Annotated in this window: 9 protein-coding genes; 7 read left to right on the top strand and 2 right to left on the bottom strand. The window is 45.8% G+C overall.

Annotation, left to right across the window (positions count from 1 at the left end; all coding sequences use genetic code 11):
• Window positions 1-19 precede the first annotated feature (19 nt).
• Window positions 20-979, top strand: a complete 960-nt coding sequence (locus K6Y21_RS06040) for a hypothetical protein (RefSeq protein WP_233070885.1) — start codon at window positions 20-22, stop codon at window positions 977-979.
• A gap of 3 nt (window positions 980-982) precedes the next feature.
• Here the strand turns inward: K6Y21_RS06040 and rlmA are convergent, their stop codons facing one another.
• Window positions 983-1,831 (bottom strand): 23S rRNA (guanine(745)-N(1))-methyltransferase, encoded by an 849-nt coding sequence (rlmA, locus tag K6Y21_RS06035; protein ID WP_233070884.1) that lies wholly within the window; start codon window positions 1,829-1,831, stop codon window positions 983-985.
• Between the two features lie 147 nt (window positions 1,832-1,978).
• Between rlmA and K6Y21_RS06030 the strand changes: the two genes are divergently transcribed.
• The 5 genes from K6Y21_RS06030 to K6Y21_RS06010 all read left to right on the top strand — a co-directional run bounded on the left by K6Y21_RS06030 (window position 1,979) and on the right by K6Y21_RS06010 (window position 8,189).
• Window positions 1,979-2,464 (top strand): GNAT family N-acetyltransferase, encoded by a 486-nt coding sequence (locus K6Y21_RS06030; protein WP_233070883.1) that lies wholly within the window; start codon window positions 1,979-1,981, stop codon window positions 2,462-2,464.
• 95 nt (window positions 2,465-2,559) lie between these two features.
• A complete protein-coding gene (locus K6Y21_RS06025; protein WP_233070882.1) occupies window positions 2,560-3,312 on the top strand; it encodes a hypothetical protein in 753 nt (250 codons plus the stop codon).
• Window positions 3,313-3,358: 46 nt separating this feature from the next.
• Complete coding sequence (locus K6Y21_RS06020; RefSeq protein ID WP_233070881.1) at window positions 3,359-4,831, top strand: tetratricopeptide repeat protein; 1,473 nt, start codon at window positions 3,359-3,361, stop codon at window positions 4,829-4,831.
• On the top strand, window positions 4,818-6,389 hold the full coding sequence (locus K6Y21_RS06015; RefSeq protein WP_233070880.1) for a GGDEF domain-containing protein: 1,572 nt from the start codon (window positions 4,818-4,820) through the stop codon (window positions 6,387-6,389). Before K6Y21_RS06020 ends, K6Y21_RS06015 begins: the two co-directional genes overlap by 14 nt.
• 519 nt (window positions 6,390-6,908) lie before the next feature.
• The gene (locus K6Y21_RS06010; protein ID WP_233070879.1) at window positions 6,909-8,189 is read left to right on the top strand and encodes a peptidoglycan DD-metalloendopeptidase family protein; all 1,281 of its coding nucleotides are present in this window, start codon (window positions 6,909-6,911) and stop codon (window positions 8,187-8,189) included.
• Window positions 8,190-8,227: 38 nt separating this feature from the next.
• Here K6Y21_RS06010 and K6Y21_RS06005 read toward each other — a convergent pair whose 3' ends face one another.
• Window positions 8,228-9,424: an EAL domain-containing response regulator gene (locus tag K6Y21_RS06005; protein WP_233070878.1), complete on the bottom strand. Its 1,197-nt coding sequence runs from the start codon at window positions 9,422-9,424 to the stop codon at window positions 8,228-8,230.
• A 108-nt stretch (window positions 9,425-9,532) separates the two neighbouring features.
• Here K6Y21_RS06005 and K6Y21_RS06000 point away from each other — a divergent pair, with 108 nt between their 5' ends.
• The gene (locus K6Y21_RS06000; protein ID WP_233070877.1) at window positions 9,533-12,763 is read left to right on the top strand and encodes a hybrid sensor histidine kinase/response regulator; all 3,231 of its coding nucleotides are present in this window, start codon (window positions 9,533-9,535) and stop codon (window positions 12,761-12,763) included.
• Window positions 12,764-12,922 lie beyond the last annotated feature (159 nt).

Below are 12,922 nucleotides of genomic sequence, written 5' to 3'. Positions count from 1 at the left end.
CGAATTAAGAGGGATAGTTATGTCACGGATACTCAATATTACCAACGGTGATTGTGCTGCCGATGCCATGCGTCATGCAGGCATCATTGGTGACTTTTTACCTTGGCGTGATTTATTACACGAAGGCCCAGTCCCTCACGGACTCACACTGGAAGCCTTATCTGGGATCCGGGCCGAGTACATCGCACAAATGGGTTGGGGTGACTATCAGCAAGTGCTCGACAGTTTTCGCACGCGCGATCAGCAGTTGCAGCGCTTTACTTACTACAAAAAAATCATTTTATGGTTTGAGTTTGACTTGTATGACCAATTGCAAATGCTGCAAATCCTTGATTGGTTTAACAAGCAGCGTTCACTGAACGTCGATATTGGGGTGATATGTGTCGATAAGTATTTATCGGAATGCAGCGATGTTGAGCTATTGTGCATGTTAAATCAGGAGCAAGCCCTTAGCCATGAGATGCTGGACGTGGCCAGTTATGCCTGGCAAGTGTTTAGCCAAGACAATCCGCAGTTACTGGCTTCGTTACTCGATTTAGATACCACAGCTTTACCTTATTTAAATGGCGCAGTGAAACGTTTGCTGCAAGAATATCCATCAACCGACAATGGCTTAGGCTTGGCTCAGCAAATTGCCCTAAGTCATATTGCCCAGGGTGAGCAAGACCCAAAGACCCTGTTTCGTTTATACCAGGTGGAAGAAGCGCGTCGCTTTATGGCCGATACCGTATTTTTTCAACGTTTAATGTCACTCAACGCGGCACGCATTATCAGTTGGAGTGCGCCAAGCTGGGATAGCCCCGTGGCGATCACCGAGCTTGGCCAACAAGTATTGGCCGGACGACGTCATGCGGTAGATCTACTGCCTCCCGATTACTGGATTGGTGGCGTCCACCTCACTGCAGATAACATATGGTTGTGGGATGAAGTCAGTGGCAAGCTCAGTCGTAAAGTGACCTCGCAGCAACCCAGCTTTTAATACTTATGCAGGGGTGGCCACTTGGCTATTGTCCAGCGCAAACACCTCAATTTTAAAATCCAAATCTAAGCAAAGAGGCTGCTGTGTCAGCGCCTGCTTTTGCGTTTCAGTCAGCTTGTAGGCGAATGGCGTCATAGCCAGTAAGTTATTGATGTCTTGCGCATTCGACAAGGTGATTTGCTGTGCCAGTTGCTGGCTGTGCAGGCGCTTAAAACCTTCAATATGCGACGCTTGCTCCGAGTGTAACTGCGGGGTTTGATAGATTACCTGTTTTAACTGGAATAAATGCCGAGGTCCTGGGCTGACCGTAATGAGGTGCCCGCTTGGCTTAATTACCCTAGCAAGCTCTGATGCAGAGGAAGGGGCATAGATGCGGGTGATAATATCAAAGCTATGGGCAGGAAACGGCAAATCAAAGGCACTGGCGATACAGAATTGAATGGTTTTGGCTCGTTTCGCCGCACTGCGGATCGCCGCTTTAGAAATATCGAGTCCATGCCAGTCAATCTTTCCACTACTTTGCTCGGCAAAAAACTGGCTGTAATAGCCTTCTCCACAGCCTAAATCTAATCCTTGCCAGGGCTGAGCCGTCGCCTGATCTTGAACACAATAATCTTGAATTAACTGACTGACTTGGCACGCCAGTGGTTGATAGTGACCCGCATTGAGAAAATCACGTCGAGCCTGCATCATAGCTTTGTTATCGCCGGGATCGATCGAGTTCTTTTTTTGTACTGGCAACAGGTTTAAATAACCTTCTTTGGCAAAATCAAAACAGTGATTGTTGCAACAGCGCGCACTGGCCTGCTGTGCTAGCAAAGGGCGTTGGCAGATAGGACATGAAAAAAGCATTATAATAGGCCTAAAAGGCATCATTATAAGGCGTATTCAGTGATGAGTCAGCATGATTCAGGTTTAATAGGGTGATTAAAGTGCTGACTGAAAAGTGAATAGTGCTATGATAACGTAAGCTTTTATCGAAGTACTTAAGGCAGTGATGTGGCAACCATTTGGTATTTAGAATCAAACAGTCCCGCGCAATTAAAGCCGAAACCGGCGCCGGATAATTTACCCTTACAGTTGCTGGAAGTGGAGCAAAACGAGTATCAATACAATCGATTTTTATACCAACTGGTCGGCACCGCTTGGTCATGGACGGATAAGTCGAGTTGGAGTGATAAGCAGTGGCAAGACTATGTTAACTCACCCCAGTTAAGGACCTGGGTACTTTATTATGCCGGGGCGCCGGCTGGGTATTTTGAGTTACATAAAGAGAATGAACAGGTTGAGATTCGTTATTTTGGGTTAAGTGAGCAGTTTCTCGGACAATCCCTCGGGGGGTATTTGCTTACCCAAGCCATTCAACAAGCTTGGCAATGGCAAGCAAAACGGGTGTGGGTTCACACCTGTGATACGGACCACCCTAGCGCCTTGGCGAATTATCAAGGGCGGGGTCTTTGTATCTATAAAACGGAAACGGATTAAAGTGGCAAATGCCTGTGGGGTGGTTTGAATCCCTGCCAACTCAACAAAGATAAAAAGATAAGGACAGTCAATTGTTGTGTTATAGATATGTGTGCATGGCTTGGGCCGGGTGGCTACTGGCGTTTGCAGCACAAGCTGATGATGGGGTGCCCAAGAGCAGTCATGGCGCTGCGCGTGTGCAAATGGATGAAACGGTGCCAGCTCAGGTAGAGGGCACTAGCTTCATTAGTTTAAATGCGATTGTCAGCTCTAAGCCGTTTCGGGCACGGGTGAATTATATCGGTGATGAGTCATTAGCCATGGAGCTGATGTTTGCATTAAGTGATGGGGTTACGGGTAAGGTGATTTGGTTAGAGCAACGTCGCACTAGCCAATATATGTTCGAAGTGTCTTCCGCCAAGGTGGATTACGATGCGCAACGTTATCAGTTGCAAGCATATCAGGTTATTCGGCCCATTTTATTGGCGGAATTGACGCCAAAAATCGCGCCACAACCTAGTCAGGCTCAACGCGCCTCTGGTACTTTGAGCAGCGCCGATAGTCAGGTTGATGACGGCCAATGTAGTATTGCGCGAACTAAGGGGGAAACCTTTTGGCAATTAGCAAAGCAGTATGCCAAGGTCAATCAGCTGAAGATTTACGACAGCGTAGTGAGCTTGTTTTATAGTAATCTAAGTGCATTTGCTGGCGCTAATATAGAGAAGTTAAGCGCCGCGCGCTTGCGTTGCCCTTCGGTCCAGCAAGTTCAATGGTGGCAGCAACGCGGTGATAGCCATAAAGTTTATCGCCAGTTGTTACAAGGTGCCAGCCACAGTGAGGTGATAGATCTTGATGAGATGCCCAAATAGTGAGCTAACACGATGATGATCCGTTTGCGTTTTAAATAGGAAAGCCATGCCCGTTTCTTTTTCACAACAAGACAGTCATATTAAAGCTGAGCTGGCAAACATTGACAGCCTTTTATCTCATTCGCCACAAGCCGCGTTGCCGCGCGTGTTACAGCTGGTTGAGGCTGTTAGGCAAACCCAAAACGATCAAGGCTATGTCACGGCACTGCTAAAAATGGCAGAGGTTTACTGGCATACCATGGATTACCAAGCGGGGCTAAGAGTGTGTCGGCGGGTTGAATCGATTTTGACGCCTGAGCTTGAATATCAATTTTCGACCCAATTATTTCATCGCATAGCCACCTTGAATTGGGGGCTAGCCCGTTATCGCTCAGCTCAGCATTACTGGAACCAAGCTCTTGAAAAATCAATCTTACACAATGAGTTTGAGCTGCAGCTTGAGGCCTTGATCGGGTTGGGGAACGTTTGGCGGATCACAGCCAATTTAACCCATTCTGAAGCTGCCCTGAAATTTGCCTTAGATACAGCACTGCTAAGAAATTATGAATGGATTGCGGGTAAGGCATCTATCTTATTAGCGTGGACATTATTTTTGCAGAAAAAATATGTCGACATGCTGCCCTTGTTAGCACGTTGTAATGAATTACTCAAAGATTGTCCCGATCAAACTTGGCATGCGGAAATTCATGACTTTCGCGGGTTAGCTTTACTTTACTCAGGCAGTGTCAGTGAAGCCGAGTTAGAAATTAAACAAGCATTAACCATTGCCACTGAGCATAATTTGGCTTGGATGTCGGCCCATGCCTCGGTATCGAGTGCGCGGGTAGCCAAGAAACAAGGCGCGTTAAGCCAAGCCAATGACTTTTTGCAGCGGGCGGAAGAACTGGCCAAGGAGTTTGACCAAGGTGAGTTGTTGTCTCAGATCTGTTTAGAACGCTCTGAAATTTGTCAGCGTTTAGGTCAAGGGGGACAAGCCCTACGTCACTACCGAGATTTTCGACGTTATGAATTAAACCTGATTAAAGAGCAGTCGATCTCAAAAGGAAATGATGAATACTTATCGTCTCGTGGCCAGTTGGATTTACGCTCAAAACAATTAATCAAGCGCATTAACGTTTCCGATCAAGTGAATCAAATACAGCATTTACCCTATATGCGACACAAGGGGGCGTGGTTGTTCAGTTGCCGGTTACGCGTGGAGGAACTCAACAGTGTGGTCGTTAAAATTCGTTTCACTAGCGCTGTGCATGCTGAACTGGCGGTGGCCTTGTTACACAGTATGCTACAGGGTGACGACCGCGCTGCAGTTTGGGATGTAAATACCTTAGTATTTAAGCTCACCGTGTCTGAACTTGAAACTGAGCGCTTACTGGAGAATATTAAACGCTTGCTCGATCATTACCCTTGGTGGCGTAGCCAGCTAAGTAAAGCGGATTTTAAGATTGAAATAAGCACGATTGCAGATTTTTTGCAGCAAGTACCTGAGCTGGGGAAACAAACTAACAATGACGCCAACTAACTTACTTAATCTGGCCAGTCAGGCATTAGCAGAAGGTGATGAAAAGCGGGCCATCGCCAATTGCGAGCAATATATTGACGAAACCCATGACCAACCAGAGCAATGCGCTCTGGGGTTACGTATTTTGGCTGATATCTATTTAGGCTTAGGTAAAATTGATACCACGATCCACCTACTGGAAACCGCGCAAGCCAAGCTAACAGAGCAGGCCAGTAGCGTGGAGCTGCTTATTGTGCAAAATACCTTGGCACAACGTTACGCGGATGATATTCGCTTTGAAGATGCCATGAATACTTGGTTGAGCATGTCGGCTGAGGCGGCCAATTTAGGCAATGTTGACCACTTTGCTGAAGGGCTGATTGGCATTGCGTTACTGCTTGAGATTGTCAGCGATCATCAAAGGGCGCTGCAGTTCTATCATCAGGCGCGCCAACATTACGATAATCTCAACTCGAAACAGCTCAAGCTTAGGCTGAACTTGTGTGAAGTGTCATGCTTAATTTCACTGACGCTTTATCAAGATGCTAGGCAGTTGTTAGCCGATTGCGAAACCCAAGCCTTACTTGATAACGGCTTTGCAGATGCGTATCTGGCAGAAATCTACCTTTATCATAGCCAGATTTGCCGCAGTGTTGGCCAGCTAGATATCGCGATGAACTTGCTTGAAAAAGCGAAGGCCTCAAGCGAGCGCTTAAAGCTTAAATGGATCTCCAATAAAATCAGTGTTGAAGTGAGCTTGTGCTTGATTGAGCAAGGCCAGCCTCAGCAAGCGATTAGCTTGTTGATGCAAACATTAGATTCAATCCAAGCTCTGAGTTTGCCACTCTTGAAGTGCGAGATCCACGAGGCATTAAGCCAAGCCTATGATGCTGGCAAAGATTATGAAAAAGCCTTAGAAAGTGAAAAAGCGGCTCACGTGATTGCGGTTGAGCTATTGAGTCGCGTGCCGGTAAGTGAATTAGGGCAACATTGTTTACGTCGTTTCAAGCGTTGGGAGCCAAGGCTTGATATGGAAAAAACACGGTTAGAAAACGCCGCACTTAAAGACCAAGCGATCAGTCAGCAAGAAGTCGTAAGTAAACTAGAGCGTGATGCGTATCGTGATCCTTTGACTCGCCTTTACAATCGCCGTTGGCTTGATAAGTCATTTGCTCAGCGCGATGACAGCTACGCCATTATTCTTATCGATGCCGACCACTTTAAAATGGTGAATGACAACTACAGCCATCAAGTGGGTGATCAAGTACTGCAAGAGTTGGCCTTCATCCTACAGCAAAGCATTCGCAGTGGTGATTATGTAGCCCGTTATGGCGGTGAGGAGTTTGTGATTATATTGGCCGAAACCGAACTGGATAAAGTGGTTAATACCGCAGAGCGGATCAGACAAATGGTGTCATCGCATCAATGGCAAGACATTACCCCAGGTCGCAATATCACCATCAGTTTGGGGGTGGCGATTAGGCAAGCGGATGCCGATGCCAAGTTAATTTTTGAGTTAGCCGATAAAGCCTTGTATCAGTCGAAAAACGATGGGCGAAACCGGGTTACCTTGGCTTAGGTAGAAGGACGGTCATCACTGGCTAAACCACTTAGCTCATTGACTTATTGATGCTGAGGAAAAAAAGATGGGACCTAGAAGGTTTGGTCCCATATGACAAAAGGATGCAAAGGGTTGAGTGAGTAAGCGAACACATCCGCTTGCTCAGGTGCATTTATAATCGGACTAACACTTCGGAACAATTCGCGATTTACAGTTGTAATTATCGTTAATTCCGAGTTTTTTGTGAATGTATATTAAAAACATATATATAGCCTGAAAGACTATTTATTTGGCTTTTGATGTTTGGGTAAATAATGTGAAATAGGTAAGGTTGCAAATGTGGTTTAGCCAATCATTCTTCCTGAACTATGTCATTTGTCCGCCTTGGCCGATGCTTTGATTACGTAATCAACTTCAAATTATGGATTGAGACTTACTAGATACCGCTATATTCTCCATGGAAATTCTTATAAACTGAGCGCTTTTGTTACTCTATAACACCTGTTACTCTATAACCTTAACCTGAGTATGCTTTCAATGTTGTCCCGACTGCCTCGTTTTCATATTTTGGCTATTATCGCCATTGCTGTTATTTCCCTTGTTCTGTTATTCATGTTTCCGAGCCATGAAACTTTAACGCAAAAGCCGGTCACGCGTAGCTTGACCCTTGATATTGATAAAATCATGGAGCAGCAAGCGCAGCAAGCCATGCCGGATCCCAACGAAGTGTTACGTGCTCATGCCGACTTTCCTGATATGTCAGGGGCATCGGAGCACTTTATCACCCTGCAAAAGGGCGATACGGTAGGTAAGTATTTAAGTGGGCTTAACGTTTACAGCGCCTTACCAGAGTTACTGGTGGCGGACGAAAAAGACCTGCGCTTAGGTAACGTTTTACCGGGGCAAACTTTAAACATTACCTTAGATGCCAAGGGCAAATTGTCTAAGCTGGTATTAGGGATAGATATTGCGAATAAACTGACCTTTACCTTAACGGAAGATGGCTATGACGCCGAGCTATTCACCGACCCTGGCGAATGGCAGGAGAAAGTGGTTGCGGGTGCCATTCATGGCTCGTTTAACGTCAGTGCTAACAGCAACGAACTCAGTATGGGGAGTATCGCCCATATCAGAAAGCTGCTAGAAAAAAGGATGAATTTTAAAAAGCTACGCGCGGGTGATAAATACTATGTGTTAGTTAACCAGCAAAGCATCAAGGGCGAATATTACCAAGAAGAAGTCTTGGGTGTGGTGATCAAGAGCCGTGGCACCACCTACAGCGCGTTCTTACATGATGATGGTAACTATTATGACCAAGAAGGCAGTGGTTTAAGTAAGGCATATCGTAAAAGCCCTCTCAATGGCAAATACCGCCTTAGCTCGCACTTTAATTTAAAACGACGTCATCCTGTCACCGGTAAAATTCGTCCTCATTATGGTACTGACTGGGCCACACCAATAGGCACCCCGGTTTATTCCATTGGTGATGGTGTGGTTGAACGGGTAGAGAACCACCCACTGGCAGGGCGTTATCTGGTATTGAAACACGGCCGTCGCTATGTCACACGTTACCTGCATTTAAGTAAAATACTCGTGCGTAAGGGCGAGCGTGTGTCGATGGGGCAAATGGTGGCCAAAACCGGGAATACGGGTCGCTCTACTGGGCCTCACTTACATTTTGAATTTCACATTGACGGTCGCCGCGTTAATCCGCTCAAGGTGAAGCTACCTTTTGCGACCGAAATGTCGAAACAGCGATTGGCGATTTACAAAGCCAGAGTGGCTGAAATGAAAGCAAAAATGGGCGTGTCATCCTAACTCTTTTGCCAACCTACCTAGTAAGTCAGTATCTTCTCTTAATGGGGATATTGGCTTAACCAGCTACATAACTCATCCATCGGCATCGGTTTGGCAAATAAATACCCTTGTAGGCGTTGGCAACCCAGTTGTTTAACAAAATCGAGATCGGCTTGATCTTCAACGCCCTCTGCAACCGTGGTGATATCGAGTTTTTGCGCCAGATTGAGGCTCGATTCCAAGATGGCACCACTGACATGATTATGGGTTGCACCATGAACAAAGGACTGATCGACTTTAAGCTCATTAAAGGGAATGCGTTTAAGTTGCTCCATAGTAGAAAAGCCGGTGCCAAAATCATCAATGGACAAGCCAAGCCCCTTCAACCTTAATCGGGTCAATATATCTAGGCTGGTGGCTAAATCTTGGCTTAATAAAGATTCGGTGACCTCAACCGTCAGGTATTTGGGCAGGATTTTATGGCTAGTTAGGGCTTGTTGTAATCGCTCTGGTACATCCAACCAAGCTAAACACTGGGCCGAAAAGTTGACGGATAGCTGTATTCTCCAGCCCTGCTGGTGCAAGGTGGCTAAATCGGCGATGGCTTGTTGGTAAATTAGCTCGGTCAGCTCGTTAATTAACGCCAGCTTTTCAGCCAAAGGAATAAACCAATTTGGCGGGATGAGGCCGCGTTCGGGGTGATGCCAGCGAGCGAGGGCTTCAATGCCAACCACGTTTAAACTGTGGGCGCATACCTGAGGTTGGTAAAAGGGAACTATGTGTTTTGCTTTAATCGCCTGCCTGAGTTCGTTCGCCAAGTCCGAACTGAGTACATCACGGGATCTGACGTTGTTAACCAATTCAGGGCTGGATAGCATTTCAAGTAAGAGCGGTGCATTGATGGGCTTTTGCAATGCGCCAAGCACATTAACAGAGCGTTCTTTGGCAATGCTTTCGGCGGTGGCCAAAATGCGCTCATCTTCGCCGCTGATCAACACCAAGGCAACAGGGTGGGATAACTCACTGACATAGCGAATCAACTCAATTCCATCAATATCCGGCATATTCAGATCCGTGATCAAGATATCGACGGGCTCTAATCGCGAGCTCAAGTATTTCAAGGCGTGGCTAGAAATGTCAGTGCAAATCAGCTTACTGACCCCTGCTTTTAATAAGGTTCGCTCTAGGGTTTTTAAAATAAAGGGGTCATCGTCAACCACCAGAATGCGCATATCTTGTAATTTTCTCTCGGCCATAACTGCTCTTCTTAAATTAACTGCCTTGATGTTGCCCCAAATAAAATAACTATAGCTATATTTAATTTAAGTTGCCGAAATCATAATCAAAAATTAACAGGAACCGATATGCAAGAGAGAAAAAGGGGTATTTTCTCAATTAACACCATCGGCGGTAAGGTGGCATTGGCCATGTGCGCCATCAGTTTTTTGGTGATTATTCAAGCCAGTTCCAGCTACTTCCTAAATACTCGGGTGCAAGCCGATACCACCATAGTGAGTCGTTCAGACATCCCCGAAGCCCTGTCATCCATTAATATGTTGGATGAATTAGGGGATATGAACTCTAATATTTTGGAGTACACCTTAGGGGAGTCTGATGAAAAAGAAGATTTCGATATCAATATGATTTCCTTCAGGGAGTATTTGATCCAGTTACGCGAAGCCAATGAGGCTGAAATAGCTCAAGGGGGGCAAGTTAACCCTCGTCTAGAGGAAATTGAGAACTTATTTTCAGAATATCAGACCCGAGCACGAGCCGAAGTGCTGAATATTTATGATCCCGAGATAGAGTTTTGGGCCAATCAGCGCTTAGAAGGGTTGATTGAAGTGACCGGTGCTGAGCTTGAAACATTATTAGATGATCTGAAAAACAGTGAGCTTGAAGATGCGGGAAGTAGCAGTGAAGGCGTAGAACAAAACTTCTTAGAGGTGTTACAGGATGATTTGCCGGGGGTGCAGTATTACCTTGAGATTCGAGATGCTGCCGGCGACATGGTCAGTAGTTTAAATGATTACGTTGATGGTGACTTTAACGCCAAGAAAACCTTTATCAAAAGCAGTCAGAACTTCGAGTATTATTTCAATAAACTCAAGCCGCTAGAGCAAAAAAATGAAGAGGTTGAAGCCTTGTCTAAAGTGAATGCGCTCTATACCGTGCTACGAGATGGTGGCTTAGAAATTTTTGCTCGGTACGATTCAGCTCAGAAGAAACGCGCTATCATTGCCATTGACGTGTTGGAGCACCAAGTATTCTCTCGATTAGAAACCATATTGGATAACTTAGCGCTTGAAGCCGATAAAAATGCGCGAGATTCCTTAGAGGGGTTACGTTCACTTACTGCTTCAAATCAGTACTTTCTGACCATTTCTTTATTGCTTGTTTTATTGTGCTGTATTGCCATCATTTATTTTTCTTATCGCACCATTAGTTTACCCATTGCCAGTTTAAATCACACCATGCGGGAGCTGGCGCGAGGCAATACCGATATCGCCATCACCTATCAAGATAGGGCTGATGAAGTGGGTGACATGGCAAAATCCCTTGAGGTGTTTAAACAAAACATCATTGAACGCGATCGCGTTGAGCAAGAGTTAGTCACCGCGCGTGATAATGCCGAAGCGGCTTCTCAAGCCAAGGCTAACTTCTTAGCGACCATGAGCCATGAGATACGCACGCCGATGAACGGTATTATCGGCATGATAGACTTGCTGATGACCACGAAAATGACGCGAGAGCAGCAAGACATGGGTACCACCATTCGTGACTCTTCTTTTTCGCTGCTGAACATCATCAATGATATTTTGGATTTCTCTAAGGTTGAGGCGGGTAAATTAGAGTTAGAAGAAATCGATTTTTCATTGATAGATGTACTTGAAGGGGTGGTGGATACCTTAGTGCCGGGAGCGGAAGCGAAACAAGTGAAAGTGCAGCTTTACACCGACCCCCATATTCCCAACGCCTTAATTGGCGACCCTGTGCGGATCAGGCAAGTGTTATTTAACTTATTGGGCAATGCGGTGAAATTTTCCAGTGGTTTGGATCGAAAAGGTTTAGTCACCATCAGTGCCAAAATGCAACCTAGCCATGAAGCGCGCAGCATTAAGTTAGATATCGCCATTAAAGACAATGGCATTGGCATTAAAGAGCACGATATTGATGATTTATTCCAGCCTTTTACCCAAGCAGAATCGTCTACCACACGGCGCTTTGGGGGCACAGGTTTGGGCTTGGCTATTTGTCATAACCTAGTACGATTAATGGGCGGCGATATCCGTGTAGAAAGTGAAGTGGGCGTCGGCTCAACCTTCCATTTGCAACTGAATTTTGCCGTCTCTCATACTAGCAGCGAAAAAGCGTTAGACCTCAGTGATGTTTGCGCATTTTCTTTTATCAAAGATAACTGGATGTCACGTTATGTGCCTGAGTATTTAGCGGCGGTTAATGCCCAGTTGATTGATTGCACCTATCAAGATATTGCCGGTCATTTACACAGTGAGAAAAGCCAGTTCTTTATTGTGGTCACCGATAACTATGACGACTGTAGCAGCAAAATAGAACGCTATGTTCCGGCATCAGTTGCATTACGGCTGCGTTATTTGGTGTTGTCATCCGCCTCGCGCGGTGAGGGCATCGTGGCTGAGCAAGCCTTTTCCATCGGTGCTAGACCCCTTAAACGCAGCACCTTGTATCATGGTGTTAATGTGGCAATAGGTCGTGAAAGCCCAATCGATGCGTTTCAAGATACCAGCTTTGAGGTTCAGCAGGTGGAGCTGTCCGTTGAGGAAGCACAAGCTGCTGGGCAATTGATCTTGGTTGCAGAGGACAACCAAACCAACCAAGAGGTGATCCGCAAACAACTGCGCAAAATAGGTTTTACTTGCGTCGTGGCTGAAGACGGTATTGAAGCTGAAAAACTTTACGAACAGTATCAAGTGGCTTTGGTGTTAACAGATTGCCATATGCCTAACCGAGACGGCTACGAGCTGGCTCGCATACTCAAGATTAAGCAGCGTCAACGGCATCAGAGTGTGCCTATTATTGCCATTACCGCCAACGCCTTACTGGGTGAGGCAGAAAAATGCCTCGCTGCCGGAATGGATGACTATTTATCTAAACCGGTGGAGTTAAGTAAACTCCAAGCCATGGTGTATAAATGGTTGAAAATTAAAAGTATTGATCAGGTTGCTACCACAGCGTTAGCCAGCAAAGCCCCACAGGCTGACGCAATGCAAGCTGGATCACAATTAAATAGCAGTGTGATCAGTGATATTTTTGCTGATGATATGGAAGACTATTATGATTCGCTCGAGGATTTTCAGCAGCTTAGCTTACCCCAATTAAAGGTAATGGCGCGCATGCAAGAGCAAGATTTTGATTTGCCTACTATGCAGGATCTGGCTCATAAGCTGAAGTCCTCTTGCCTGACGATGGGAGCGACAGCGGTAGGCGAGCTATGCCAAGCCATAGAGCAAGCCTGCAAAGAAGGCGATAAGGCCAAAGCGCAACAAGGCCTAACCGAATTAGCGCCTTTGCTAACCCAGCTGGAGCAGGAAATCTCCCAAGTGTTACAGCGATGATTGCGGGTAACAGTATTGTGGGAGCTGCTGTTTGTAGATACTCTGTCCAAGTTCAAGCATTTTTACTCTCAAAATTGAATAATTTTGCGGAGTCAAATGCTTGACCTTCTTTATAAACTGCCCACAATCCCGTTAAATACTTACGCATTACAGCAACAT

The organism is Motilimonas eburnea (assembly GCF_021295345.1).
GTDB lineage: Bacteria > Pseudomonadota > Gammaproteobacteria > Enterobacterales > CBDFNC01 > Motilimonas > Motilimonas eburnea.
This window is presented reverse-complemented; position numbering and strand designations above follow the sequence as displayed.

Excerpts from the sequence above, each read along its gene's own strand:
- K6Y21_RS06040 (WP_233070885.1), top strand. The coding sequence starts at position 20 with ATGTCACGGATACTCAATATTACCAACGGTGATTGTGCTGCCGATGCC.
- K6Y21_RS06000 (WP_233070877.1), top strand. The coding sequence starts at position 9,533 with ATGCAAGAGAGAAAAAGGGGTATTTTCTCAATTAACACCATCGGCGGT.
- K6Y21_RS06010 (WP_233070879.1), top strand. The coding sequence starts at position 6,909 with ATGTTGTCCCGACTGCCTCGTTTTCATATTTTGGCTATTATCGCCATT.
- K6Y21_RS06005 (WP_233070878.1), bottom strand. The coding sequence starts at position 9,424 with ATGGCCGAGAGAAAATTACAAGATATGCGCATTCTGGTGGTTGACGAT.
- K6Y21_RS06015 (WP_233070880.1), top strand. The coding sequence starts at position 4,818 with ATGACGCCAACTAACTTACTTAATCTGGCCAGTCAGGCATTAGCAGAA.
- K6Y21_RS06020 (WP_233070881.1), top strand. The coding sequence starts at position 3,359 with ATGCCCGTTTCTTTTTCACAACAAGACAGTCATATTAAAGCTGAGCTG.
- rlmA (WP_233070884.1), bottom strand. The coding sequence starts at position 1,831 with ATGCTTTTTTCATGTCCTATCTGCCAACGCCCTTTGCTAGCACAGCAG.
- K6Y21_RS06025 (WP_233070882.1), top strand. The coding sequence starts at position 2,560 with ATGGCTTGGGCCGGGTGGCTACTGGCGTTTGCAGCACAAGCTGATGAT.